At 62.4% G+C, this 24,626-nt stretch carries 27 protein-coding genes and 3 other RNA genes; 13 read left to right on the top strand and 17 right to left on the bottom strand.

What is annotated here, in order from left to right; genetic code table 11:
* Nucleotides 1-424: 424 nt before the first annotated feature.
* The 6 genes from ASF90_RS21600 to ASF90_RS05785 form a co-directional block, all read right to left on the bottom strand.
* Nucleotides 425-501, bottom strand: a non-coding RNA gene (locus ASF90_RS21600) — sX9 sRNA.
* A gap of 117 nt (nucleotides 502-618) precedes the next feature.
* Complete coding sequence (locus tag ASF90_RS05805; protein WP_055847127.1) at nucleotides 619-1,812, bottom strand: ABC transporter permease; 1,194 nt, start codon at nucleotides 1,810-1,812, stop codon at nucleotides 619-621.
* A complete protein-coding gene (locus ASF90_RS05800) occupies nucleotides 1,809-2,555 on the bottom strand; it encodes an ATP-binding cassette domain-containing protein (protein ID WP_055847124.1) in 747 nt (248 codons plus the stop codon). Before ASF90_RS05800 ends, ASF90_RS05805 begins: the two co-directional genes overlap by 4 nt.
* Before the next feature lie 31 nt (nucleotides 2,556-2,586).
* Nucleotides 2,587-4,170, bottom strand: a complete 1,584-nt coding sequence (locus ASF90_RS05795) for an alpha/beta hydrolase (RefSeq protein ID WP_055847121.1) — start codon at nucleotides 4,168-4,170, stop codon at nucleotides 2,587-2,589.
* 55 nt (nucleotides 4,171-4,225) lie between these two features.
* Nucleotides 4,226-4,426 carry a helix-turn-helix transcriptional regulator gene (locus tag ASF90_RS05790; RefSeq protein WP_055847119.1) on the bottom strand — a complete coding sequence of 67 codons (201 nt, stop codon included), beginning with the start codon at nucleotides 4,424-4,426 and terminating at the stop codon, nucleotides 4,226-4,228.
* On the bottom strand, nucleotides 4,423-5,010 hold the full coding sequence (locus ASF90_RS05785; protein WP_055850186.1) for a hypothetical protein: 588 nt from the start codon (nucleotides 5,008-5,010) through the stop codon (nucleotides 4,423-4,425). The genes ASF90_RS05790 and ASF90_RS05785 overlap by 4 nt, the downstream gene beginning before the upstream one ends.
* Nucleotides 5,011-5,632: 622 nt before the next feature.
* On the opposite strand from ASF90_RS05785, the gene ASF90_RS21595 reads away from it, so the two are divergent.
* A non-coding RNA gene (locus tag ASF90_RS21595) (sX9 sRNA) lies at nucleotides 5,633-5,709 on the top strand.
* 75 nt (nucleotides 5,710-5,784) lie between these two features.
* Here the strand turns inward: ASF90_RS21595 and ASF90_RS05780 are convergent.
* The 3 genes from ASF90_RS05780 to ASF90_RS05770 all read right to left on the bottom strand — a co-directional run bounded on the left by ASF90_RS05780 (nucleotide 5,785) and on the right by ASF90_RS05770 (nucleotide 8,076).
* Nucleotides 5,785-6,429 (bottom strand): NAD(P)-binding domain-containing protein, encoded by a 645-nt coding sequence (locus ASF90_RS05780; RefSeq protein ID WP_055847116.1) that lies wholly within the window; start codon nucleotides 6,427-6,429, stop codon nucleotides 5,785-5,787.
* Nucleotides 6,430-6,577: 148 nt separating this feature from the next.
* Nucleotides 6,578-7,024 carry an Rrf2 family transcriptional regulator gene (locus ASF90_RS05775; RefSeq protein ID WP_055847113.1) on the bottom strand — a complete coding sequence of 149 codons (447 nt, stop codon included), beginning with the start codon at nucleotides 7,022-7,024 and terminating at the stop codon, nucleotides 6,578-6,580.
* A 125-nt stretch (nucleotides 7,025-7,149) separates the two neighbouring features.
* Complete coding sequence (locus ASF90_RS05770) at nucleotides 7,150-8,076, bottom strand: LysR family transcriptional regulator (RefSeq protein ID WP_055847111.1); 927 nt, start codon at nucleotides 8,074-8,076, stop codon at nucleotides 7,150-7,152.
* 135 nt (nucleotides 8,077-8,211) lie between these two features.
* Between ASF90_RS05770 and ASF90_RS05765 the strand changes: the two genes are divergently transcribed.
* Nucleotides 8,212-9,807, top strand: coding sequence for a GMC oxidoreductase (locus ASF90_RS05765; RefSeq protein WP_082473433.1), 1,596 nt, complete (start codon nucleotides 8,212-8,214; stop codon nucleotides 9,805-9,807).
* A 28-nt stretch (nucleotides 9,808-9,835) separates the two neighbouring features.
* Nucleotides 9,836-10,258, top strand: a complete 423-nt coding sequence (locus ASF90_RS05760) for a nuclear transport factor 2 family protein (RefSeq protein WP_055847109.1) — start codon at nucleotides 9,836-9,838, stop codon at nucleotides 10,256-10,258.
* 119 nt (nucleotides 10,259-10,377) lie between these two features.
* Here ASF90_RS05760 and ASF90_RS05755 read toward each other — a convergent pair whose 3' ends face one another.
* Nucleotides 10,378-11,304, bottom strand: a complete 927-nt coding sequence (locus ASF90_RS05755) for a LysR family transcriptional regulator (protein ID WP_201782817.1) — start codon at nucleotides 11,302-11,304, stop codon at nucleotides 10,378-10,380.
* A gap of 99 nt (nucleotides 11,305-11,403) precedes the next feature.
* Between ASF90_RS05755 and ASF90_RS05750 the strand changes: the two genes are divergently transcribed.
* From ASF90_RS05750 to ASF90_RS05735, 5 genes are all read left to right on the top strand, one after another.
* Nucleotides 11,404-12,042 (top strand): DsbA family protein, encoded by a 639-nt coding sequence (locus ASF90_RS05750; protein ID WP_055847105.1) that lies wholly within the window; start codon nucleotides 11,404-11,406, stop codon nucleotides 12,040-12,042.
* Entirely contained in the window at nucleotides 11,984-12,976 is a 993-nt protein-coding gene (locus ASF90_RS05745) for an MBL fold metallo-hydrolase (RefSeq protein WP_236699214.1), read from the top strand. Before ASF90_RS05750 ends, ASF90_RS05745 begins: the two co-directional genes overlap by 59 nt.
* A gap of 4 nt (nucleotides 12,977-12,980) precedes the next feature.
* A complete protein-coding gene (locus ASF90_RS05740) occupies nucleotides 12,981-13,391 on the top strand; it encodes a nuclear transport factor 2 family protein (RefSeq protein ID WP_055847101.1) in 411 nt (136 codons plus the stop codon).
* A 218-nt stretch (nucleotides 13,392-13,609) separates the two neighbouring features.
* Nucleotides 13,610-13,683, top strand: a non-coding RNA gene (locus ASF90_RS21590) — sX9 sRNA.
* 372 nt (nucleotides 13,684-14,055) lie between these two features.
* Nucleotides 14,056-15,615, top strand: a complete 1,560-nt coding sequence (locus ASF90_RS05735; protein WP_055847099.1) for a beta-xylosidase — start codon at nucleotides 14,056-14,058, stop codon at nucleotides 15,613-15,615.
* A 121-nt stretch (nucleotides 15,616-15,736) separates the two neighbouring features.
* On the opposite strand, the gene ASF90_RS05730 is transcribed toward ASF90_RS05735, so the two are convergent.
* Nucleotides 15,737-16,009, bottom strand: a complete 273-nt coding sequence (locus ASF90_RS05730; protein WP_055847097.1) for a metal/formaldehyde-sensitive transcriptional repressor — start codon at nucleotides 16,007-16,009, stop codon at nucleotides 15,737-15,739.
* Between the two features lie 87 nt (nucleotides 16,010-16,096).
* On the opposite strand from ASF90_RS05730, the gene dmeF reads away from it, so the two are divergent.
* The gene (dmeF, locus tag ASF90_RS05725) at nucleotides 16,097-17,104 is read left to right on the top strand and encodes a CDF family Co(II)/Ni(II) efflux transporter DmeF (protein WP_055847093.1); all 1,008 of its coding nucleotides are present in this window, start codon (nucleotides 16,097-16,099) and stop codon (nucleotides 17,102-17,104) included.
* Between the two features lie 87 nt (nucleotides 17,105-17,191).
* Here the strand turns inward: dmeF and ASF90_RS05720 are convergent, their stop codons facing one another.
* Nucleotides 17,192-18,019, bottom strand: a complete 828-nt coding sequence (locus tag ASF90_RS05720; RefSeq protein ID WP_082473431.1) for a ferredoxin--NADP reductase — start codon at nucleotides 18,017-18,019, stop codon at nucleotides 17,192-17,194.
* A 35-nt stretch (nucleotides 18,020-18,054) separates the two neighbouring features.
* Here ASF90_RS05720 and ASF90_RS05715 point away from each other — a divergent pair, with 35 nt between their 5' ends.
* The 4 genes from ASF90_RS05715 to ASF90_RS05700 all read left to right on the top strand — a co-directional run bounded on the left by ASF90_RS05715 (nucleotide 18,055) and on the right by ASF90_RS05700 (nucleotide 21,951).
* A complete protein-coding gene (locus tag ASF90_RS05715; protein WP_055847087.1) occupies nucleotides 18,055-19,053 on the top strand; it encodes an ABC transporter ATP-binding protein in 999 nt (332 codons plus the stop codon).
* Nucleotides 19,050-19,862, top strand: coding sequence for an ABC transporter permease (locus ASF90_RS05710; RefSeq protein WP_193552640.1), 813 nt, complete (start codon nucleotides 19,050-19,052; stop codon nucleotides 19,860-19,862). The genes ASF90_RS05715 and ASF90_RS05710 overlap by 4 nt, the downstream gene beginning before the upstream one ends.
* A gap of 127 nt (nucleotides 19,863-19,989) precedes the next feature.
* Entirely contained in the window at nucleotides 19,990-20,928 is a 939-nt protein-coding gene (gene panE / locus ASF90_RS05705; protein WP_055847082.1) for a 2-dehydropantoate 2-reductase, read from the top strand.
* 507 nt (nucleotides 20,929-21,435) lie between these two features.
* Entirely contained in the window at nucleotides 21,436-21,951 is a 516-nt protein-coding gene (locus ASF90_RS05700; protein ID WP_055847079.1) for a hypothetical protein, read from the top strand.
* Between the two features lie 123 nt (nucleotides 21,952-22,074).
* Here ASF90_RS05700 and ASF90_RS05695 read toward each other — a convergent pair whose 3' ends face one another.
* The 5 genes from ASF90_RS05695 to ASF90_RS05675 form a co-directional block, all read right to left on the bottom strand.
* Complete coding sequence (locus ASF90_RS05695; protein WP_055847075.1) at nucleotides 22,075-22,482, bottom strand: acyl-CoA thioesterase; 408 nt, start codon at nucleotides 22,480-22,482, stop codon at nucleotides 22,075-22,077.
* A 37-nt stretch (nucleotides 22,483-22,519) separates the two neighbouring features.
* Nucleotides 22,520-22,972: a hypothetical protein gene (locus tag ASF90_RS05690; RefSeq protein ID WP_055847072.1), complete on the bottom strand. Its 453-nt coding sequence runs from the start codon at nucleotides 22,970-22,972 to the stop codon at nucleotides 22,520-22,522.
* 37 nt (nucleotides 22,973-23,009) lie between these two features.
* Nucleotides 23,010-23,336: a thioredoxin family protein gene (locus ASF90_RS05685; protein ID WP_055847068.1), complete on the bottom strand. Its 327-nt coding sequence runs from the start codon at nucleotides 23,334-23,336 to the stop codon at nucleotides 23,010-23,012.
* Nucleotides 23,308-23,802, bottom strand: a complete 495-nt coding sequence (locus tag ASF90_RS05680; protein WP_055847065.1) for a flavodoxin — start codon at nucleotides 23,800-23,802, stop codon at nucleotides 23,308-23,310. The genes ASF90_RS05685 and ASF90_RS05680 overlap by 29 nt, the downstream gene beginning before the upstream one ends.
* A 78-nt stretch (nucleotides 23,803-23,880) precedes the next feature.
* Nucleotides 23,881-24,612, bottom strand: a complete 732-nt coding sequence (locus ASF90_RS05675; protein WP_055847062.1) for a hypothetical protein — start codon at nucleotides 24,610-24,612, stop codon at nucleotides 23,881-23,883.
* Nucleotides 24,613-24,626: the final 14 nt, after the last annotated feature.

The raw sequence follows: 24,626 nt of genomic DNA, 5'->3' as shown, positions 1-24,626 counted from the left end.
CGGCGCTACGCGCCACCTTCTCCCGATGGGAGAAGGGAGCTGCTTGGCTTTGTGTGAGAAGAGAGCTGCCTGGCTTTGTGTGAGAAGGGAGCTGCTTGGCTTTGTGTGAGAAGAGAGCTGCTTCGTGCGATGGGAGAAGAGAGCTGCTTCGTTCAATGTGAGAACGAAGCAGCTCCTTTCGATGACAGAAGGAAACTGCTTGGCTCGATCAGAAACGCCGCGCCTGCCATCGCAAGCCACCGATCACGTGACCGCGCATGCCCCTCTCCCGTCGGGAGAGGGGTTGGGGTGAGGGTACGGTGTCACCAAATCCACGCAGCGGCCAGCCGATCAGCAACCCCACCAACCATGCCCACCGAACAGCCAGTCGTTCGCCATCATGTGCGTCCCGTCATCCACTCGCTACGCACGACGCACCAAGAGCGACCAACAAACCGTAACGAACAGCCGTCAGGCGGGTGCGGACGGCCCGCCCATAACCGGAGTGTGCGACTAGCCTATGCCGATTCAAGGCACTGGCCGTGCCCGCCTGGTGGTCACGCCGTAGTTGTATTGGCCGCTCTAAGCCAAACGCACGACGCGCAAACCATCGCTGCCATTGCACGCTTGTCGAGCCACTTATCCCGAAATCGCCAAGCGCTCCTGGTGATAACGACGTACCGCCGCATACCACAACAGCCCAGCCACGCCGAAGCCGGCCAGCAGATACACCGCCCAGGTCTGCGCGTTGATGGTTTCGTGGCGGATCACCTTGAGCAACATCTGGTTCTGCGCCAAAAACGGCACCGCAAAATGCCATAGCTGCGTCTTCAGCGGATACGCCATCAATGCGTAGCCGGGCAGCATCGGCAGCAGCAGCAACCAGGTCATGTGCGCCTGCGCTTCCTTCATGCTTTTGGCCGCGGCGGCCAGATAGGTCAGTAGCGAGGTGCCGACAAACAGCATCGGCACCAAGATGAAGAGCATCTGCAGCATCGGCACGAAACCCACATTGAGCTGGCGCCCAAGATTGGACGAGGACAACTGCGCGCTCAACTTGAAGGCCAGCAAGGTCAGCAACAACGACACCATGCCGATCACGCAGGCGGCGGCGATCTTGCCGCTGACAATCGCACTGCGTGGTGCCGGCGTTGCCAGCAGCGGTTCCAGCGACTGCCGCTCACGCTCGCCGGCGGTGGCGTCCAGAATCAACGACGCGCCGCCCAGGAACGAGGTGATCACCAGCAGCACCGGCAACAGCATCGCCATCATTTGCCCGCGCTTGGCTTCGGCAGTGGCCAGGTCCTGCGCGGCGATTTCCAGTGGCCGGCTCACCTGCGCATCGATGCCACGCGCCAATAGACGCAATGCGCCGACCTGCTGGTTGTAGCCGCTCAATGCTGCCTGCAAGCGCAGGCTGGGCACGTCGGCCTCGCGGCGGGTGCTGTCCTTGATGATTTCCACCAGCGCCGGACGGCCTTCGCGCCAATCGTCGGCATAGCTGTCGCTGATGCGCAGCGCCACGTCCACATCCTGGTTGCGAATGGCCGTCGTCAGGTCGGCTGGCGCATCCACGGCGTTGAGTCCCTGCGCGGCGAGAAACCGCACCAGATTAGGTGCGTGTTCGCGGCCGAGCGTGGGGATGTCCAACGGCTTGTCGATCTGTGTGCGCACGCGGCTTTCGCTCAAGGCGCCCATGCCCAGGATCAGGATCGGATACAGCAATGGCGACAGCAGCAACGCCAATGCCAGGGTGCGGCGGTCGCGCGAGATGTCGCGCAGTTCCTTGCGCAGCACCGTCCACCACGTGGCCAACAGGGAGCGCTTGCTCATGCGTGCAGTCCTTCTTCCGAGCCGATCGACTTGACGAAGGCGTCTTCCAGGTTGTCTTCACCGGTGGCGGCACGCAGTTCGTCGGCGCTGCCGGACGCCACCACCGTGCCCTTGGCGATGATGACAATGCGATCGCACAGCGCCGCCACCTCTTGCATGATGTGACTGGAAAAGATCACGCAGCGCCCTTCCGCACGCAGCTGCTGCAGGAAGCCACGCATCGCGCGCGTGGTCATCACGTCCAGGCCATTGGTGGGCTCGTCCAGAATCACATTGCGCGGGTCGTGCACCAGCGCGCGTGCAATCGCGGTCTTGGTGCGCTGGCCCTGGCTGAAGCCTTCGGTCTGGCGATCGAGAATATCGTCCATGTCCAATGCGCTGGACAACACGCGCGTGCGCTCGGCGATCTGGCTGCGCGACATGCCGTGCAATTCGCCGAAATAGGCGATGTTCTCGCGTGCGCTCAAGCGCTTGTAAACGCCGCGCGCATCCGGCAACACGCCCAGCGCACGGCGTACCGTGACCGGGTCGTGCGCGGCGTCCACGCCATCCACGGTGACGCGCCCCTGGTCCGGCGACATCAAGGTGTAGAGCATGCGCAAGGTGGTGGTCTTGCCGGCGCCATTGGGGCCGAGCAAGCCGGTGATCTGGCCGTCGGCGGCGCTGAAACTGACTCCATCGACCGCATTGACCAGACCGGTTTTGGTCTTGAACGATTTGTGCAGATTCTCGACGACGATCATGCGTGCGCCTCCGTGGCGTGGTCGATGCGGCTCATGGTTCCCATCCGTTGAACGAGGTGAACGCTGGCACGTTGTTGAGGCTGGCCACGCAGCTGGCATCCAGCGCCTTGGCGTCGGTGGTCTGCAGAAACTGGCTCAGCACCTTGGGCATGCAGCCGAGCCGGAACACGCCATGCCCCTGCCCCGGCGCGATGATGTGGCGGCCGTTGGGCAGACCCTGCAAAACACGTTGCGCGTAGCGCGGCGGTGTCACCGGATCGAGCTCGCCGGACAGCAGCAGCACCGGCAGCGTCGATGTGAACGGCTTGGCTGCATCGGCCGGTGCCGGTTTTGCGGGCCAGACCTTGCACGGGGCGAAGAACATCTCGGCCACCTCATTGCCCAGCAGCGTGGCGTCCTTGTCCGTGGGTGCGCGGTAACGCCCGGCATCCTCGCTGCACAACACCGACCATTGCATTGCGCGATTCATCTGATCGGACATGTCCGACGCACTCATCTGCGCCAACGCCATCAACGACGCATAGCGGCCTTCGGCGGCTTCGTCCAGCACCAGCGGCAGCAGGGAGGCGGTTTCCGGTGCATACGAAAATCCAAACGCCAGCCCCACCACCGTATCGGCGGTCACCTGTTCGTGGCGCAGCGCGCCGGTGCGCGGGTCGCGGTAGTCCACTGCCACCGGCGCCTGGCGCAAACGCTCGACCACCTGCCGCAGCTGGGTGCGGGTATCGACCGTGAAGCGTTTGGCGCATGCAGGCGTGGACGCGCATTGCTTGGCCTGCAGCGCAATCGCATCTTCGAAGGTGCGCGCAAACTCGCCGCCGATCACCAGATCGTTGGGTGCCACGCCATCGAGCACCACGCTGCGGGTGTGCTGCGGGTAATGCATCGCGTACTGCTGCGCCACGCGCGTGCCGTAGGAGCCGCCGATCAGATTGAGCTGCTGCACGCCCAAGGCCGCGCGTACCGCATCCAGATCGGCGATGGCCTCGGTCGTCGTGAAGTAGCGCGGGTCGGCGTCGTTGCGCAAGCCGTCCGCGCACTGCCGCGCATAGTCGGTGAGCTGTGTCACGCTGGCGGCGGCGCCACCTGGCATCTCCAAAGGCTTGCCGGCGCCATCGCGGCATTGCAGCGGATGCGATCCACCGGTGCCGCGCTGATCGACCAGAAAAAGATCGCGCTGTTTGCGCACCTCGCGCAAGCCCATGTCCACGATTGCAGCCACCTGCGTGGCCGACTGGCCTGGGCCGCCGGCAATGAAGAACACCGGGTCCGGCGTGCTGCCCGCACCGGCGTTACTCTCCAGCCAGGCGATCTTCAAGTCGAGCATGCGCCCATGTGGTGCCGCCGGGTTTTCCGGCACTTTCAGCTGTGCGCACTGCGCTTCGATATTGCCCGCCGCGCTGCCGGAACTCAGCGTACACGGTGCAAATTGCAGGCTGCCATAGCGATTGCCGGCCGTAGTGTCTTGATGCGTGTTTGCAGCGCCCGGCTGCGTTTTGCCCGGCCCGGATGCGCCGGCGTTGCCTGCAGCAGGCATCTCTGCGCGTTGGCATCCTGCGGCCAGCAGCGCGGCCAGCATGGCGGCGGCCACATTCAGTTGCTTCAGCATGTCCATCCTCTCCTAGTGCCCATTCCCTGACGTTGCCGACGGTCGGTTGTGACCACCGCAACTACTGATCATCGTCATACAGAAACACGTGCTCGATCGGTTCGCCGAACAAGCGTGCGATGCGAAACGCCAATGGCAGGCTGGGATCGTACTTGCCGGTCTCCAGCGCATTGATGGTTTGCCGCGACACGCCCAGCTGCTCGGCCAACTCGCCTTGCGACCAGCCGCTGGCTTCGCGCAATGCACGTACCCGACTCTTCATTGATAGCGGCGTGCATTGATGGCCTTGGTGAAGCCATAGGTGATGCACAGCACCGGAAACACCCAGATCATCGCCGCCGCTGCCGGCACCGCGATCAGCTGCGCCGATTGCAGGAAGCCGGCGGTCATGTACGCCAGGCTCACCAGACCCGCGGCAATGGCGATCGATTCCAGCTCGATGCGGCGTTGCATTTCATCCGAATCATGTACAAAACGCGCCACCGCACGGACCACGAACATCAGCAGCAAGGCAGGCAGCAGCGCAATCAGCACACGCATCCAGTTGGCGTCCACACTGGCCAGCAGATGCCGCCAGCACAGCATGACCACGACGTAGGCCAGCATCGGCGGCGCGAGCTCCGTGTGATATCGGCGGACCAACGCAGGCGGCGCACTGTCGCGAAAGCTGCCGCACGAGACGTGCAGCATCAGCGCCACCAGCCAGCCGCCCAGGCCGACGCCGATCAGCAGCCCCTGGGCGTAATCGCTCACCTGCCATGGCAGCCAGCGCCGCAAGGCACCCAGCAGAATCAGGACAACGCTGCAGACCGGCAGTACACGCAGCGCCACTGTCTTGGCGCTCATCGTGCGCCCAGCGATGTCGTGGACGCCTGCGCGTGGATCGCTGTGCACTGCATGGCAGTACAAGCAGATTCCTTGAGCATCACAGCACTGCAAGGCAATGCGTGCACCGGCGACATGTTTGCGCTGCTGTTCACCCCACACCCCTGTGTCAAGTTCCCTTGACACGCAGAGTGCGCGCAGATTTGGGGCGTGTCAAGCATCCTTTACACCGATGTGGAGCGGATGCGTAGGTTGATCCGTCATCGTTGCGGATGCCGCTGTAGCGACACTCCAAGTCGGTACGCATAAGACATAGCGCACACGATATGGAGCGATCATTCGCCTCCTATCCGTGCCGCGTATAGAGGTGAATTGGCCAAGATGGTGTTACTCGTGCACTGAGATGCCGCTTATTGTGTGCATCGCATGCCAGCACTGCGCCATCAGCGAGCGCTGGCTAAGGTGTTGGAAAGAGCGAAGCGCAGCACTGCGCACCTTCGTGGCAAGACGCGCGCCTAGCGACCAGAGGCTTGAGCATTCCCGCTTTGACTTTAGCGCAGCTAAAAAAACGACTGTACTCACCACCAGGCGGGCGCGGCCGGTGCTCGGTGCTCGGTGCTCGGTGCTCGGTGCTCGGTGCGGCACGGTCCACGCGTACACGCCGGTTCTGAGCGCGCCGTCCACACCCACCTGACGACTGCTCGCTACGTGGTGTTAGCCACTCTTCATCGGTTGCAAAACAGTACGGATGGATGGAACAGAGGTTCCATCCACCCGCAACCTGGCGCCTTGTGATTAAAGCTTTACGAAGTTCTGTGCAGAGAGCGAGCCGAAAGGCAGCGATGCAAGCGTCCCGCCGACATCGAGTGATCCGAGGTCGACCGGCGCAAAGCCCATCGCGTCGATGAGCGCGTGTACCTCGGCCTTAGCGGCAGCGTCGTCCCCTGAATAGAACAGCACGCGCTTGCCGCCGGCTACTTCAGGTTCGGCCAGGACGTTGACGTCGAGGTGATTGAACGCTTTGACAACCCTCGCCCCTGGCACGAAGTGCTTGAACACCTCGCTCGAATGCTTGCCCGCCAGATCCACGGCCTTGATGCCGTAGGCCGCCAGTGGATTGCTGGGATCGTTGGCGTCCGCAGAAGCCGGGTCGATAAACTCCACCGGATTGGTGCCATCGATCACGATGCGCCCATTCCACGCTGGCAGGCCGGTCATGACTTTCTCGGCATCGACCCAGCGTACCGCGGCGATCACGATGTCGGCGCTCGCCGCTTCGGCAGCGGTAACCGCAGTAATCGAGGGACCAAGCTCATCGACCAGCGCAGCGAGCGAAGCCGGTCCACGGCTGTTTGAAATCGATGCTGCAATCCCTTTCTTGGCGAGTGCACGTGCCACGTTGGCGCCAAGCGCGCCAGAACCAATAATGCCGATGCTCATGATCTATTCCTGTTGATGTGATTGAAGTTGAGGGGTTCTAAAGTGAGAGAGGTTGCCAGCACCCCAAAACACTGGCGGCTCTGATGTCGACGTGACCTATCGATATATATGTGTGTGTCGTCGACTTATCGACATTTAAGCTAAAAAATTACCAGACCAGAGGGATCGAGAAGTTTCCCAACCGAGCGACGTCGGTGGCCACATCTGCGATGGTGGTTTTTCCGAGTTCGCCTTCAAGTGCTCTGCGAGCTCGGGTCAATGTCGGTTCAAGCGCTGCCAGGATGTTACCGCCCACCGCACAACTCTTGCAGGGCGGCGTCCGATGCACCGCAAACAGCTCCGTATCCTCCACCGCCGCATAGACATCGAGCAGTTTGATCTGCTTGGCCGGTTTGGCCAGCATCGCGCCACCGCCGGCGCCAAGTTGCGAACGCGTCAGCCCCGCATCGCTGAGGCGCGACAGCAGGCCACGGATGACCACAGCACCGGTATTGGCCGAATACGCCAGGTCCTCCGAACGCATCGGCGTGCCATCGCCCACTGCAAGCGCAGTCAGGATATGGGTGGCGACGGCGAAACGGCTGCTGGTGGGCATGGGTTGAAGTGGATCTAGTGAATGTGTGTAACAAACACTAATACATATATTTGAGCGTGTCTATCTTTTTGTTCGATCTCTGACGGTCTGGGCGCCATTCGACGCACCAACCGTCCAATGCCCCGCTAGTCCGGGAGGTCCGTGGCGACCTGCCGGCCCCTGGTGCAATGCTTTAGACGCTCAATCATCCAGCGGCCTGCAGGGCCCGGCGGCGCGCTGAGGCGGTAGATCGCCGAGATGGGCATGTGATATCCCCCGACCGGTGTGGCCTCGATCGGAAGCACAACAAGTCGTCCTTCGGCGATGTCGTTGGAGACCGCGTGAAACGGCATGCCACCCCACCCCAGGCCACTGAGAAGAAAAGCATGCTTGGCAAACAGGTCCGCCAACCGCCAGGTCAGGGGAGACAGCACACCGAACTCCTGCCCTTCCGAGATGCTGGAGCGGTCCGTCAATACCAGTTGCACATGCTTGGCGAGCTCCTCGCGCGGGATCGGCCCGTCATAAGCGGCCAGCGGGTGGTGACTGGCCGCCACGCTGACAAAGTTGATCGTGGCAATTTGTTCCGACTCCAGGCCACTGGGCAACATCTGCAAGGACCCGACAACACCAAAGCTGGCGCGGCCATCGACCACCGGCTGCATCGCGCCGCCAAGCGCCTCGACAAATAACCGCAGCGGCGTGTCCGGGAACTGGACACGAAATTCGTGCGCGGCTTCTGCCATGGCAGTGATCGGGAAAAAGACGTCGATCACTGCGACGAGTTCAGGCTCCAGGCCGCCGGATATCCCTTTCGCTCGGGCTTTCAGGTTCTCGACGCCTGCGATGATGGATCTTGCATCCGAGAGCAGCACCTTCCCTTCCGGGGTCAGCTTGGGATACCGGCCCTGCCGATCGAACAGGCGGACGCCGAGACGCGTCTCGAGGTTATTCATTGTTTCGGAGACGGCGGATTGGGTACGTCGAAGGCGTCTGCCCGCCGAGGAAAAGCTCCCCTCTTCGGCTGCGGCGACAAAAGTTCTCAATTGATCGAGCGAAAGACCATCCAGCATGTTGGCGCCTTATGTGATTTTTGCTTACTTGCCCATCCAACGGATTAAACGATGGATCGCATCGAAAAATACAGGCTTGTTGGCAGTAACACCCAGGTGTCAGCATCGCCGCCACCTCTTCTTAAGCCACTCTCGATGATCGATCGCAACGACGCTGAAAGCACCGGCAAGGATCTGTCGCAGCCCCATTCCAATGCGGCAGGCATCATCGATACATCAGGTGCTACCTACGATCTGATCATCGTTGGTGGCGGGTCCGCCGGCGCAGTATTGGCCAACCGTCTGAGTGCCGATGTATCGCGTCGCGTGCTGTTGATCGAGGCAGGCGTGGCCTATGCACCTAACGCGTATCCGGACGCAGTACGGCGCCAGGATCTGGTGGGCGGCGATCCACAACACGACTGGGGCTTTCAATCAGAGCCTGGCCTGCTCGGCAGGCGCATGCCACTCAATCGCGGCAAGGTGCTGGGGGGCTCGTCCGCGATCAATGGCGCAGTGGCGATGCGGTTGCCAAAGTCTGACCACGACCGCTGGGCCCAGGAACACGATCTGGCGGCACTGAGCTGGGACGCTACACAGACGTTCTACCAGTCGCTGGAGCGTACCTCCGGGACCGGTGGCACTGGCCATGACGGCCCCTTCCCCGTGCATCAGCTTGGCGACGAAGAAGTGTCAGACCAGCACCGCGCCTTCATTGCCTCCGCGGTCGCTGCAGGCCATGAGCGCTCGGCCGGGTTTGCGACCGCGCACCCACTGGGCGTCGGCCCCTATGTCATGAACACCCGCATGGGCGTGCGGCTCACGACCGGCATGACCCTGCTGAGCGAGGCGGTGCGTGCCCGCGCCAACCTGACCATCCGCGACCAGGTGCTGGTCGATGCCGTCGTGCTGGAAGGTACGCGCGCCACCGGAGTCCGTCTGGCCAGTGGCGAAGTGATCAGCGCTGACACAGTCGTTTTATCGGCAGGCACCTACGCCAGCCCGGCGATCCTGATGCGCTCGGGGATCGGCCCTGCCGACACGCTGCATAACCTCGGCATCGACGTGGTGGCCGATCTGCCGGTGGGCCGTCGCCTGCAGGACCACCCGCTGGTTCCGACCGTGTGGTCGATCAAGAAGGAAGCCGTCGGCCTGCCGTATCCGCCCATTGGCGCCATGCTGTGGACGCGATCGCAGCATGCCGTCGGAGATGAGGCCGACCTCAACATCAGCACTGCGGCGCTGCCCGACGATGGGCAGTCATCCGACAACGCCATGTTCCTGCTGTTTGCGGCGCTGGTGCGCCCGCGATCGGTTGGCTCTGTGACCATCGCCAGTCGCGACCCGCAGGCGGCACCGATCATCGATCTGGGTTTCCTCAGCGATGCGGGCGATCGGGAGCGCTTGATCGACGGCGTGGAATTGATCAGGAACATCGCGCGGCACACGCCGTTTGCAGATGTGGTCGGCGGCGAGCTCGCGCCGGGCGCAGCTGTGAGCGATCGCGCCGCGCTGGATGCCACCCTGCCCGCCAGCGTGGCGACCTACCAACATCCAACCTCCACTGTGCCGATGGGAGGACAGCGCGACCCGACTGCCGTGGTCGACATCGATGGCCGCGTCCGCGGGATTGATGGATTGCGTGTTGTCGATGCATCGATCTGGCCCGACGTGCCTTCGGTGGCGACAGCATTCCCAACCATGATGCTGGCCGAACGGATCGCATCCAACTGGATCTGGCCAAAAGCCTGACCACACCACCAACCCACCGGAGCAACGCATGAACACACCAGGCACCCACACCGCTGTCCAACTTCTACAACGCACCTTGGACACGTTTCTCGCCAAGGATATGAAAGGTTGGTCCGAACTCTGCGACGAGAACGTGGTCGTTGAGTTCCCGTTCGCACCCGATGTGTCGTCCAGGAAACTGGTAGGTCGCGCCGCTATCTACGAGTATCTGCGCAATTACCCGAACGTGATTGACGTCAAGACCATCCCGAGCCTGAAGATCCATGCCACCGATGATCCCAACGTGGCCATCGCCGAATGGAGTGCGTCGGGCACGGTCATCTCCAACGGCAATCCCTATGAAATGAGCTATGCCACGGTGGTGACGTTCAAGAATGGCCTGGTGGTCAATTACCGCGAGTACTGGAATCCGATGGCGTTTCTTGCAGCACTGAGCGACGCAAAGTTCTAAGCGCGCGCTCGGTTGGGAGCGGCCATGGTGGCGCCTGCGGTCAAGGCCACACGTGGCCAACCGCGACTTCGAGCGGCTAACAAACCGTAGCGGCTGCACAGTCCTTTTGTTAGCCGCTCTTAGCGTTGGGTAGATTGTCGCAAGGCTTCTCGCTCGACCAGCACGTCCACAAATGCGCGGACCTTGGTCGGGCGATAACGGGCGGCAGGAAATACCGCATGGATACCGCCCAAAGGCAGGCGCCAATGCGGCAACACTTCAATCAGGCGCCCTGCAGCGAGGTCCGCTGCCACTACATAGTCTGGAAGCACGGACAAGCCGGCACCCTGGCACACCGCTTCGCGCACCGCCATCGTGGCATCCAGAAAAATGGATGCCTGCGCGTGTACCACCTGGGTCTGTCGCTGGTCCGACGAGAAGGTCCACCGCAAATGATCACGCAACGCAGTGTTGGCGACAAAGGGCAACGAGAGGATGTCGGCCGGGCTATCGAGCGTTGCGAGCTCCGCTGCCATGGATGCGGGAGCGACAAGCAGTTGGCGGAAGGTGCCAATTTTTCGCGCTTGCTCGCTTGTTTCGGCCAGCCATCCGACACGGATGGCAACTTCGATATGAGTGGACATCAAATCCAGCGTTTGGTCGCTGAGCACCGCATCCACCTTGCACAGGGGATAGCGCTTGGTGAATGCAGCGATCGCAGGCACTACCACGCCCACGCCATAGTCGAACGGTGCAGTGAGCCGCAACATCCCCGACGGCTCAGCGGATCGATCGGCCAAGCCGTCAAACGCATGCTCGGCCTCGCGCAGAATCGATGCGCAGCGCGCGTAAAACTCCTGCCCCACTTCGGTGGCTTGCACTTTACGCGTGGTGCGCACCAGCAGAGAGGTTCGGAACTCGCGTTCCAGTCGAGCCACTTGTTGGCTCACTACCGCCTTGGTAATGCCCAGGCGCTCGGCCGCAGCGGTGAACGAGCCGGTTTCTACCACGGCAACGAAGTACGCCAGGCGGCGGAGATTGCCGAGGTCGCCGGGTCCGTCTCCCATTTGATTGGATGCTTTCAACATACGATGCATTTACCACGTATGTATTTATCGATCAATGATCGATCCCTAGGATGGGTCCCACAGTCACAAGGAAAGCGCATGAACACCACTTTGCACTATCTGTTCGACCCACTCTGCGGCTGGTGCTATGGCGCAGCGTCGACCATTTCCGCACTGGCCACCGCGCCTGGCATCGCTGTTCAATTGCAGCCTTCCGGATTGTTCGCCGGCAAGGGTGCACGAGCGATGGACGATCAATTCGCCGCGTTTGCCTGGGCGAACGATCAGCGCATCGAACATCTGACCGGGCAGCGTTTCACTGAGCGCTATCGCCAGCAGGTTCTCGGCGATCGCCAGCATCAGTTCGACAGTGGTGCAGCCATATTGGCGCTGACCGCTGTGTCCCTGGTAGCACCGGCACAGCAACTGACGACGCTGACGGCCATTCAACAGGCCCGTTACGTCGACGGGAAAGATGTGACCACCACTGCCGGGCTGGTCAGGCTTCTAGAAGATCTACACCTTGCGGACGCCGCCACACGGCTGGCGCAGGCAGATGCCGAGCTTCTCGCCGTGGATCGGATGCGCATTGAAGGTGCGCAAGCACTGATGCGCGAGTTCGGCGTCCAAGGCGTACCGACGTTCATCGCAGAATCCGGCGGGAAGCGATGGCAGATCGATGCACATGCCGCCTATACCGATCCAAGCGCATTCGTACGTCAACTTCAGGCCGCTTGAAAACACCGTTGCATCTTTCCAAAAGGAACCAACCATGACGACACGCAGAGAGCTCATCAAAACCATTGCCGTGGCAGGTATCGCCTCAGCCGTGCCCGCCGTCAACACTGCAATGGCCGCACAGGCGCCTTTAAAACTGCAGCATTTTCCCGCGGGTGAAAACGGGTTTTTTCGCGCGCCGGTCCTGATCTCCGGCGCGCGCGACGCGGTGCTGATCGATGGCGGCTTCACGCTACCCGATGGCAAAGCGCTGGCTGATGCAATCAAGGCCGGTGGCAAAACGCTGACCACCATTTACGTCAGCCAAAGCGACCCTGACTATTACTTCAGCCTGGGCCCGATCAAGGCCGCGTTTCCTGATGCACGCATCATCGCCGCATCTGCGACCGTTGCGGCCATCAAGCGTAGCGTCGAGAAAAAGCTTGCAACCTGGGGCCCCCAGCTCAAGGAGAACGGGCCGCAGACACTTGCAGACATCGTCATGCCGGACGCATTCGATGGCAACGCAATCACGCTGGAAGGCCAATCCATCGCCATTGTGGATGCAGACGGCCTGGCCAACCGCCGTTACCTCGCACTCAAATCGCTCGATGCAATCTTCGGTGGCGTGCTGGTGTTCTCTGGCGTGCATGTATGGACGGCCGACACGCCGAGTGCGGAAGGTCGTAAGGCATGGATCAAGACACTGGATGCGATGGCGGCCCGCAAACCGGCGCTGGTGATTCCTGGACATATGGCACCGGGCGCCGCGACCGACGTGTCGGCGATCCACTACACGCGCGACTACTTGTTGGCATTCGAAGAAGAACTGGGCAAGGCGTCCGATAGCGCCGCGCTCATCGAGGCCATGACCAAGCGCTATCCGGGAGCCGGCATGGGCACGGCACTGCAGATCGGTGCGAAAGTCGCCAAAGGCGAGATGAAGTGGGGTTGATCCGATGAAGACCAATCTGGACATCATCAGGGCAACCTATGAAGGCTCTTCCGAAGAAAACGGCAAACACCTGTCCGCAGCGCTAGCGCCTGAGGCCACCTGGACAGAGGCGGCAGGCTTCCCTTACGCGGGGACCTATACCGGCCCCGCAGAAGTCTTCGAACAGGTGTTCCATCGGCTGGCGACCGAGTGGGTGGGCTACAAGGCCGAGGTTCACACGTACTTGGCCGACAAGGATTACGTCGCAGCATTTGGCGCGTATTCCGGCACCTACGCAAAGACCGGAAAATTCATGCGCGCAACCTTTGCGCATCTGTATCGGCTCAAGGACGGCAAGATCCAGAGCATGGAGCAGTATGTCGATAGCTTGATGGTTCACCAGGCGATCGCAGTCGCCGAAGAACCGCAGGGTTAGCAGCAGATCTGCGGACGTGTTGGTGCGGGCAGTGGTCTTGACGATGTCTGGCATCGTCAAGACCATGTTCGAAAGACCACGGCCGATTGCAGCTGCGCACCCTAGTCAGCCAGATTGCATTGGCCAAGTGGTCCACGCTGGCGATCGCGATGATGTAGCGCAGCTAGCAAAACGACTGTACTCACCGCCAGGCGGGTGCGGCCGGTGCTCGGTGCGGCATGTGCCACGCGCCCACTCTGGTCCCTACGCGCAATCCACACCCCCGACGATTGCTCGCTAGGTTTTACTAGCTGCTCTTAGGTGCTCACGCGCTGTAGCGAAGTCGATCAGCTGCGACAGGGTCCCGGCAGCGGCCGCGCCGATGTGCGGCACCGCTGCTGAGTATTCTTTCTGCCAAGCGTGCTAAGACAATCTGCACTCACACACAATCGCACCGCGCTGCTGCAATGGCGGCGCCGCTGCTCGCCTCCTGCAACCGATGCGACCGCTAACGAACGCGACTGTGCGCATTCCTGCGCACGAACATCCCACGGCTAGCCGCGATAGTCAGCACACGCATTCCGTTATTCTTGAGCGCCCGGCGACGGTCACCTGCAAAATGCCTGCACGCGTCATCGCGCACGGGCGTTTGCATAGGCCGCTGCACATACCATCAGGAGAGACGATGCGGTTACCCATCTTGCTTGCGATGACGCTGGCCTGCAGCACGGCATTACCGGCGCCGGCGCATGCCGCCGCACCGCGCGACATTGCAGTGGATCTCTCCACCGCCGGCAAGCCGGTGGATCGCTTCGCCACGCTGTCGGTGGGCTCGGATTTTCCGGGCACGCTGATCCGCGCCGACACGCAGGCGCATCTGGTGCCTGCTGTGCAGGAACTGGGATTTCGCTACATCCGCTTCCACGATGTCTTCCACGATGCGCTTGGCACCGTCAAAGAAGTGGACGGCAAGCTGGTGTACGACTGGACCAAGCTGGACCAGCTGTACGACGCATTGCTGGCCAAGCGCATTCGCCCGTTTGTCGAGCTGGGCTTTACCCCAGGCGCGATGAAAACCTCCGAGCAGACATTGTTCTACTGGAAGGGCAACACCTCGCACCCAGATCCGGCCAAGTGGACTCAGTTGATCGATGCGTATGTGCGGCACATCCGCGACCGCTACGGCGCCGATGAAGTACGGCAGTGGTACTTCGAGGTGTGGAACGAGCCGAATTTGAAGGACTTCTGGGAAAACGCCGACCAGCAGGCTTACTTTGATCTGTATGCCAACACCGCGCGCACCATCAAGGCGATCGACCCGCAGCTGCGCGTCGGTGGTCCGTCCACTGCCGGCGCGGACTGGGTACCGGAGCTGCTGGCTTTCGTTGCCAAGAACACACTCCCCATCGATTTCGTCACCACGCATACCTATGGCGTGGACGGCGGCTTTCTCGATGAAGACGGCAAGCAGGACGTCAAGCTGTCCGCATCGCCGGATGCCATCGTGGGCGATGTGCGTCGCGTGCATGCGCAGATCAAGGCATCGGCGTTTCCGCAGTTGCCGCTGTATTTCACCGAGTGGAGCAGCAGCTACACGCCGCGCGATTATGTCCACGACAGCTATATCAGTGCGCCCTACATCCTGACCAAACTCAAGCAGGTGCAGGGGCTGGTGCAGGGCATGAGCTACTGGACCTATACCGATCTGTTCGAAGAACCCGGCCCGCCGCCGACGCCGTTCCATGGTGGGTTCGGGCTGATGAATCGCGAAGGCATTCGCAAGCCGGCCTGGTTTGCCTACAAATATTTGAACGCGCTGCAGGGCCGCGAGATTCCGCTACCCGATGCGCATGCGCTGGCAGCGGTGGATGGCAAGCGCATCGCCGCGCTGGTGTGGGATTGGCAGCAGCCGGTGCAGGCGGTGAGCAATACGCCGTTCTATACCAAGCTGGTGGCCGCCACCGAGAGCGCACCGCTGCAGTTGCGCATGACCAACGTGCCCGCAGGCAATTACACCTTGCAGGTGCGCAAGACCGGCTACCGCCGTAACGACCCGCTGTCGCTGTACATCGACATGGGCCTGCCCAAAGCCTTGGACCAGACCCAGTTGACCCAACTGCAGCAGGCCACGCGCGACACGCCCGAGCAGGACACACGCATCCGTGTCGGCGCCGATGGCCTGGTGGAGGTCAATGTGCCGATGCGTAGTAACGATGTGGTGCTGGTGACCTTGCAGCCGCGCTGAGCGATGCATCGCCGATGTTGCCAGTCACGCCATCGCCGTGGCTGGCAGCGCGGATGGATGGACGCTGCGATTGGCGCCGCTGCGCAGGTAATCCGCGCACGGTATCAGGCCAGCAGCGGCGTCACTTCAGATAGGTCTTGAGGATGGCGGCGACATCGTCGACCGCCAGCTCCCGGTCGCCCAGCGCATCCGGCGCGGCCACGTGATGCTTGAGATGTTCGCTGAGCAACTCGACCATCAACCCCTGCGCCGCACCACGGAACGCGGCGACCTGGGTCAACAGCGCGGTGCAGTCCACGTCCTGCGCCAAGGCTTTCTCGAGCCCTTCCACCTGCCCGCGGATCCTGCGCACGCGCGCCAGGAGCTTGGATTTATCGTGGTTCAGATGTGACATTACCCTATACCCCATGGGGGTATCTCAGATACCCCATGGGGGTATCTCAGATACCCTGTGGGGGTATCGTAGCCAGAGCTCACACCGATGTCGATCACGCCCACCGCGCCCCACTGCGCGCAGTCGCACCGCTTTGCCAGCACCAACCCGCTGGCCGAGCGCAACACCCGCAAGGCCGTGATCCTGACCGTGGTGATGATGGTGGTGGAGATCGTCGGCGGCTGGACACTCAATTCCATGGCCTTGCTCGCCGATGGCTGGCATATGAGCTCGCATGCGCTTGCATTGGGGCTGGCGTTGTTCGCCTACCGCTTTGCGCGGCGGCATGCCACCGACCCGCGCTTTACCTTCGGCACCTGGAAGGTCGAGGTGCTGGGCGGCTACAGCAGCGCGCTGCTGTTGCTGGGCGTGGCCGGCCTGATGGCCTTCCAGTCGGTGGAACGGCTGTTCTCGCCCCAGCCCGTCCAGTATCAGGAAGCCACGGTCATCGCGGTGATCGGCCTGCTGGTGAATCTGATCTGTGCGTGGTGGTTACGCGACTCGCATGCGCACGGGCACGATCACAGCCATGGGCATGCGCATCATGGTCATGGTCATGGTCATGGTCATGGTCACGCGCATGGTGAGCATGATCACCACCACGACGGTCACGCCGATCTGAATCTACGTGCCGCGTATCTGCACGTGGTCGCCGATGCCGCCACGTCGGTGCTGGCGATCGTGGCCTTGGTCGCCGGCATGCATTGGGGGGTGACGTGGCTGGATCCGCTCATGGGCATCGTCGGCGCGGTACTGGTCACCGTGTGGGCGTGGGGACTGCTGCGCAGTACCGGCCGCGTGCTGCTGGATGCGGAAATGGACGCGCCGGTGGTGGCGGAAGTCAGGCAGGTCATCGCCGAGCTTCCGCATGCGATCACCATCGCCGACCTGCATGTGTGGCGCGTCGGCAGCGATCGCTACGCCTGCGTGCTCAGCCTGGTCACTGACGCAGACATCGATGCGGACCTGGTCCGCGCTGCGTTGCAGATTCACGAAGAACTGGTGCACATCACGGTCGAGCTGCAACGCCCGCCACTGCACACAGCGCGGGCATAGCCTCGCGCGTGTGCAACCGCAGGCACGCTGCATGACGGTGCAGCGTGCCTGCGGTTACCGGCGCCATCGCGGCGGCGCCGGCGGTCCTCAGGTCTTTGCCGGTGGCGGACTGACGTATTTTTCGCGACGAATCTGCGCGTTCGGCAGACCGGCGGTCTTCAGTGCCTCGACGCAGGTGTCCACCATGTCCGGGTTGCCGCAGAGATAGGCGATATCGGTCTGGGCATCGGGCGCGAATTCGGGCAGATGCTGCTGCACATAGCCGTGCCGCACATCGGCATGCGGCGAGTCAGGCAGCTCGCGCGACAAGCACGGCACGTAGCGAAACTGCGGGTGCGCGTCGGCAAACGCGCGGAAATCCTCGCCGTACAGCAGCTCGGCCGGGGTGCGCGCACCCTGCAGCAGGACCACCTGCACGCCACGGCTGGCGATCGCCTCGGCCAGCAACGGCAGCATCGACCGGTACGGGGTGACCCCGGTGCCGGTGGCGATCAGCACATAGCGCTGGTTGGCATCGCCCGGCCGCAGGCAGAAACGGCCATACGGGCCGCTGGCCTGCAACTGGTCGCCGATCTGCAGGCCTTCGAACAGCGCGGTGGCCGAGCCGCCGGGCACGAAGCTCACCGCGATATCCACCGCCTCGCCCGGTCCCAGCGCATGGTCGTGGATGGTCGCCAGCGAATAGCTGCGCTTGGTCGGCGTGCCATCGGCGCCATTGAAGTGGATCTGGATGAACTGCCCGGGCTGGAAATCCAGCGGCTGCCCGTCGTCACGCACGAACTGGCAGTGGGCCACGGTGGGCGCAATCATGCGCCGGTCGACAAGCTTGAGGGGAAATTGAACAGGCACGAACGTATTTAGGACAGTCTGTGATCGGGGCTTGCCCCCGCGGGCTTCTATAATAACGGCCTGCAACTCGCTGCGCCGTCACGCTGACGCGAAGGAACACCTTGAATTCCCCATCTCCGATCACCGCACCCGCCCTGCGCGTGTGCGATCTGCGCAAGACCTACGACAACGGCACCCAGGCGCTCAAGGGCGTGTCGCTGGATGTGGCGCCAGGCGATTTCTTCGCCCTGCTCGGCCCCAACGGCGCCGGCAAATCGACCCTGATCGGCATCATCAGCTCGCTGGTGAACCTGTCCGGCGGGCAGGTGGAAGTGTTCGGCACCGATCTGGTCGCCCATCGCAGCGAGGCGATGCGGCTGATCGGCCTGGTGCCGCAGGAGGTCAACTTCAACCTGTTTGAAAAGCCCTTCGACATCCTGGTCAATTACGCCGGCTTCTACGGCATGCCGCGTGCGGAAGCCGAGCGTCTGGCCGAAGTGGAGCTGCGCCGCGCGCACCTGTGGGAAAAAGCCCAGGTGATGAGCCGCACGCTGTCCGGCGGCATGAAACGGCGGTTGATGATCGCCCGCGCGATGATGACCCAGCCGCGCCTGCTGATCCTGGACGAGCCCACCGCCGGCGTGGACATCGAGATCCGCCGCGATATGTGGCGCGTGCTGAAAGAGATCAACGCCGCCGGCACCACCATCATCCTGACCACGCATTACCTGGAAGAAGCCGAGCACCTGTGCCGCAACCTGGCCATCATCAACCACGGCCAGATCGTCACCCAGGGGCCGATGCGCGAATTGCTGGCCAAGCTCGACGTGGAAGGCTTCCTGTTCGACATCGACGGTGACCTGCCCGCTCAGCTGCCGGCGATCGAAGGCACCACGCTCACCGCCATCGACAGCCACACGCTGGATCTGGACATGCCGCGCGCGATGGACCTCAACCGCGTGTTCGCCGCGCTAGGCGATGCCGGCATCCGGGTGCGCTCGATGCGTACCAAGAGCAACCGGCTGGAAGAATTGTTCGTTCGTCTGACCGGACCCGGCGAGACCCTCGCCGACCCGGCTCCTGCTACAGCGGCGCCCGTGCGCCCGGCAGGTCACCCATGACTTCCCCGGAGCCTTCGATGTCCGCTGTTCCCGCAACACCCCGCCAACGCAACTGGATTGCGCTGGGCACCATCGTGCGCCGCGAAGTGCAGCGCATCCTGCGCATCTGGGGCCAGACCCTGGTGCCGCCGGCCATCACCATGACGCTGTACTTCCTGATCTTCGGCGGGCTGATCGGCTCGCGCGTGGGCGACATGGGCGGCTACACCTACATGCAGTTCATCGTGCCGGGCCTGGTGATGATGAGCGTGATCCAGAACAGCTACGGCAACATTTCGTCCAGCTTTTTCGGCGCCAAGTTCGGCCGCCACGTCGAAGAACTGCTGGTCAGCCCGATGCCCAACTGGGTGATCCTGTGGGGCTATGTGTCCGGCGCGGTGCTGCGCGGGGTGATGGTCGGTGCGCTGGTGCTGATCATCGCCATGTTCTTCACCCCGGTCCGCATCCCGCATCCCTTCGTGACGCTGACCACCGTGCTGCTGGGCGCGATCATCTTTTCGCTGGCCGGCTTCGTCAACGCGGTGTACGCCAAGAAGTTCGATGACGTGGCGATCGTGCCCACCTTCATCCTGACCCCGCTGACTTACCTGGGCGGTGTGTTCTATTCGGTGAAGTTGCTGCCCGGCTGGGCCGAAGCGGCCACGCATGCCAACCCGATCTTCTACATGGTCAACGCCTTCCGTTACGGCCTGCTCGGCAGCTCCGACGTGCCGATCTGGGTGGCCTACGCGCTGATGCTGGGCTTTGTCGCGGTACTCAGCGCGCTGGCGCTGTGGCTGCTGCGCCGTGGCGTGGGGTTGCGGAGCTAACGCCGGGCGCGGATTTTATTGGGAACGCCGGTTGCTGGCGGACGCGCTTCCCCCCATCCGCCCTTCGGGCACCTTCCCCCGCCTGCGGGGAAGGGCAAGACTAAATTGACTGAGGACAGATCACTTCATGCGCATGCTCATTCTCGGCGCCGGCGGTACCGGCGGCTACTTCGGCGGACGTTTGGCGCAGGCCGGCGTGGACGTCACCTTCCTGGTGCGCGATGCGCGGGCGGCGCAGTTGCAGGCCGATGGCTTGCGCATCCGCAGCCCGCTGGGCGATGCGGATCTGCAAGTGGCGCATGTCACCGCCGCTGCATTGCCGGCGCTGGTAGCGCAGCAGCCGTTCGATCTGGTGATGCTCAGCTGCAAGGCCTACGACCTGGATAACGCGCTTGAGGCGATTGCACCGGCCGTGGGCGAACACACCACGGTGCTGCCGATCCTCAACGGGCTGCGCCATTACGCGGCGCTGGACGAGCGCTTCGGCGCGGCGCGGGTGCTGGGCGGGCTGTGCTTCATCAGCGCGACCAAGGGCGAACACGGCGAGATTCTGCATCTGGGCAAGCCGGCGGCGATCACCTTTGGCGAGCGCGATGGCAGCGCAGACTCGGCGCGCGTGCAGGCGTTTGCCGCAGCATGCACGCAGGCGGGTATTGACCATGTGGCCAGCACGCAGATCGCGCAGGAGCAGTGGAATAAATACAGCTTCCTCACCGCATTGGCAGCGGCCACCTGCCTGATGCGCGCACCGGTCGGCGCGATCGTCGCCACCGACGATGGGCGTGCGTTGATCAACGGCGTGTACAACGAATGCCTATGGGCCGCCGATGCGGCCGGTCAGACGATTCCCGAGCCGGCGCGTGCAAAAGCTTTGCAGACCTTGTTGCAGGTGGATTCGCCGTTGAAGGCGTCGATGCTGCGCGATCTGGAAGCCGGCCAGGATGTGGAAGCGGCGCAGATCGTTGGCGACATGCTGAAACGGGTGCGCGAGACCGGTCGCAATGCACCGCTGCTGATGGCGGCGAATGTGCATCTGCAGGCGTATCAGGTGTTGCGGCATAGCTGAGGCTGTTGGAGTGCGTGCGAGCGGTTGGGCTACGTGTAAACCGCACCCCCATCCGCCCTTCGGGCACCTTCCCCCGCAGGCGGGGGAAGGGAGCGGAGAGCGGAGAGCAGAGAGCGGAGAGCAGAGAGCAGAGAGCAGAGAGCAGAGAGCAGAGAGCAGAGAGCAGAGAGCTAGGATGATGGTAGCTACACGGCACTGGGCCGATGGCCTCCGTCTCCACTACACCTCGTTGCTCTGGCACGCCCCTTCTCCCGCACGCGGGAGCTACACCTCGTTGCTCTGGCACGCCCCTTCTCCCGCACGCGGGAGCTACACCTCGCTGCTCTGGCACATCCCTTCTCCCGCTCGCGGGAGCTACACCTCGTTGCTCTGGCACGTCCCTTCTCCCGCTTGCGGGAGAAGGTGGCGCAAAGCGCCGGATGAGGGCGCGCCGGGTTCGCGTAGCCTTCGCGCTGCAACGACGCGTTGCGCACGATGCTCTGCGTCCCATCACCCGCGTCGCCTCCCATGAAGCTGCTCAGCCACCTGTTCCGTGCCGGTCACTTCGTGATCCTGGCGTTTTTCGTGCTGTGCGCAGCGGGGCTGGTGGGGATGGCCGGCTTGGAGTTGTGGCATGGCTTCACCCCGGGCGGCGACATGGTGGTGCGCGACCGCTTCAACGTGGTGCTGGAAGCCATCGGCCTGCTCACCGTGGCATTGGTGACGCTGGAGCTGGGCCAGACCATCTTCGAAGAAGAGATCCTGCGCGACGTCAAGGTCAGCGGCCCCACCCGCGTGCGCCGCTACCTGTCGAGGTTCTTCGTGGTGATCGTGATCGCGCTGGCGATCGAAACGCTGGTATCGATCTTCGAGCTGATGCACGAGGACCCAGCCAAGCTGCCGTATGCCGCTGCCGTCGGCCTGTGCGCTGCGCTGTTGCTGATCGCCTGGGGCGTGTTCGTCAAACTCAATCGCAGCGCCGAAGAACTGGAACCCGAAGCGATGGAAGAAACCAAGCGCGAGGACCGCGAGGTCCAGGAATAACAGCGGCGATCTGGCAACTGCGCAAGCATCGAGCAGGTGTGGCGGCGGCGAGCGCTGGGTGCGCGCTTCATCGCCGCTCGCATCCGACGAGTGCTCGCGACGCTATGGCCGCGCTGGTCCTGATCAGCTAGCGCCAGCAGCTGGCAACGGCGGCACCATCGTCGGCTTGCCATCGGCATCCAGGGCGATCATGACGAAGTGCCCTCGTGTGCACAGCTCGCGCGCGCCGCTGAGCAGGTCTTCGGCGATCAGCTCCACTTCCACCTTGATCGAACTGCGCCCCACCGACACCACCCGCGCGATGGTTTCCACCATTTGGCCCTGACGGATCGGCAGCTTGAAATCCACCTGGTCCGAGCGTGCGGTCACCACCGCACGCCGCGCATAGCGCGAGGCGGCCAGAAACGCGGCCTTGTCCATCCACGCCAACGCCTGCCCGCCGAACAGCGTGCCCATGTGATTGGTGTGGTTGGGGAACACGATTTCGACCATGCGCACTTCGGTCGGCGGAACGGGTGTGGCGCTGGTCATGAAGGCGGTACCGGAAAAGGAAGGAAAGCCAGCCCGATCAGCTGCGCAGCGTCGGCAGGAAACTCAGGTCCATGTGGTAACGCGCCGGACGCTGCGGATCGACGAAGATGCGCAGCGGTTGCCCATCTGTGAGGAACGGCTGCGGATCGGTCCACAGGTTATCGCTGCGATACTCGGTCAAGGTGTTATGCGTGCGGTCGTGGCGTTGGGCCAGGATACGGAACGGGTGCACACCGTTGACCTGCAAAGACGCATTGTGTTCGATGCACACGAAGCGCGCTTCCACCACCGTGCCATGCCGGCGCAACCACGCAGCACGCCGCGCATGCCATCCGCGATAGCCGAGGATGCCGCCCCCCACGCCGCCGAACGCCACGCCCAGCAGTAACAGGATCCAGCGCGCCTGATCCGGCAACAGCGCCGCACCGGTCAACAACCCCAGCCCCGCCAGCAGGAAGCTCCAGGCGACGATGGTGATGGTGGCGTTCATCGCCGGGCGCCTCGCATCGACCGGGCGCCCGTCGCCATCACAGGCCGCTGCGGACCGCCGCTTCCACCTGCGCCGGCGACTGGAAGCCGGGCAGACGCGTCACTTCGGCGCCGTCCTTGAACAAGGCCAGAGTAGGCGTCTGCCGCAACCCCAGGCTGCGGAAGAACTCCTCGCCAACCACTTCCAGCTTGACCTTGAGCAGTGCGACGCCTGCGGCGTCCTCGCTCGCGGCGAACTTGGTCAGCGACATGTCGAGCATCTTGCAACCCGGGCAATTGTCCTTGTAGTAGTCAACCAGCAAGCGCGGATGCGCAGCAAGAGCGGCAACGTAGTCGTCAGGTGTGGAGGCGTGGAGCGTCTGCATGGGAGGTGTTCTCGAACGGTGTGTCGGTAAGAGCAAGAATGGTGTCGGTCCAGTGTTGGATCTTGGTGGCGTCGCGTTCGCCGTGGGGCATTTGTTCGATCTCCAGCCGCGGATAGCGCGAGCCGAAGAACGCGGCGATGCGCCGGGCGGCACCGCAGTAGTTCTCCTCACCCCATTGCGTCTCGCCGGTGCCGAACACCGCCAGCCGCTCCGGCTTGCCGACCGCGTTGACGAGCTGTTCGATGAAGCGCTTCATCTCCGGCGGCGTACGCCCGGCGTTGATGCTCCAGCTACCGAGGATGTAGAGATCATGTTCGGCGCCATCCGGGCACGCCTGCGCCAGCGTCTGGATATCGGCATCGATCCAGGTTACCGCATGGCCCAACTCTTCGCAGCGCGCGCAGATCGCACGCGCGACATCGCGCGTGTTGCCGCTGAGCGAGGTGTGGGCGAGGAGGATGCGCATATTAGTAATTGATTCTTTTCAGTGCGCGCTCATATGTAAGGGCAGGATCAGAAAGTAGGCTTTAATTCCAAACTGTTCTTAATCCCCTTGACCAAGCAAGCGACGAGCTTGATCAAACAGGAACGTCCTACCCTCCGATGTGTTCACGAATTTCCAAGTTGAACCAAGGAAACGATTTCCTGTCATCTTTGCCCACATTCCTTTGGGATATACGCGAGCACTACTTTTAAACTCTTGAAACTCAGCTTGTATTTTACTTAGTTGCTGCTGGGTGAGCGACAGCTGCTCTTTCAAATCAACGAATTCTTTAAAAATCTTGTCGAACCGCTCATCAACAGCTTCCAACTCTTCTTCGGAGAAAAGTGCATTCGGATCTTCAATTCGCCCTTCAATGCTTTCATTCAATTTAGCTCGAAGCTCTTCTAAAGGATCCCTGGATGGGATAACCGCGTAGAGATCCGCACGAATGTTGTTGCACCATTTTGGTATTTCTCGAAGGATGTCACCCGGCTCGCTGATCTCAGTTTCGATCTGAGTCTTAAACTCTCCCGGTGAAAGTCTAAGGAGATATGCCGTATGTACTACCTGTTGAGTCCGCGACTGTTGAAAATACTTAGTCTCGACAGTAACGCGCTCCTGCTTAGTGGTCTCGGCCAAAGATAGAAAATACTCCGACTTGTGAGAGAAAACTATCTTTACAAGAACTTGACCAGCCGTCGGTAGCTCAATTTCAAAGTCTTGAGGTGTGAACTTTGATTGTTCGAGCGCCTCTCGAATATTCAAGACGAAGGAAGGCTTAAGGCGAGACATACCGACTCCATTCC

Source organism: Xanthomonas sp. Leaf148 (assembly GCF_001423585.1).
In the GTDB taxonomy this organism is placed as follows: domain Bacteria; phylum Pseudomonadota; class Gammaproteobacteria; order Xanthomonadales; family Xanthomonadaceae; genus Xanthomonas.
Note: the sequence above shows the minus strand (reverse complement) of the source record. Positions and strands in the feature narration are given on the sequence as shown.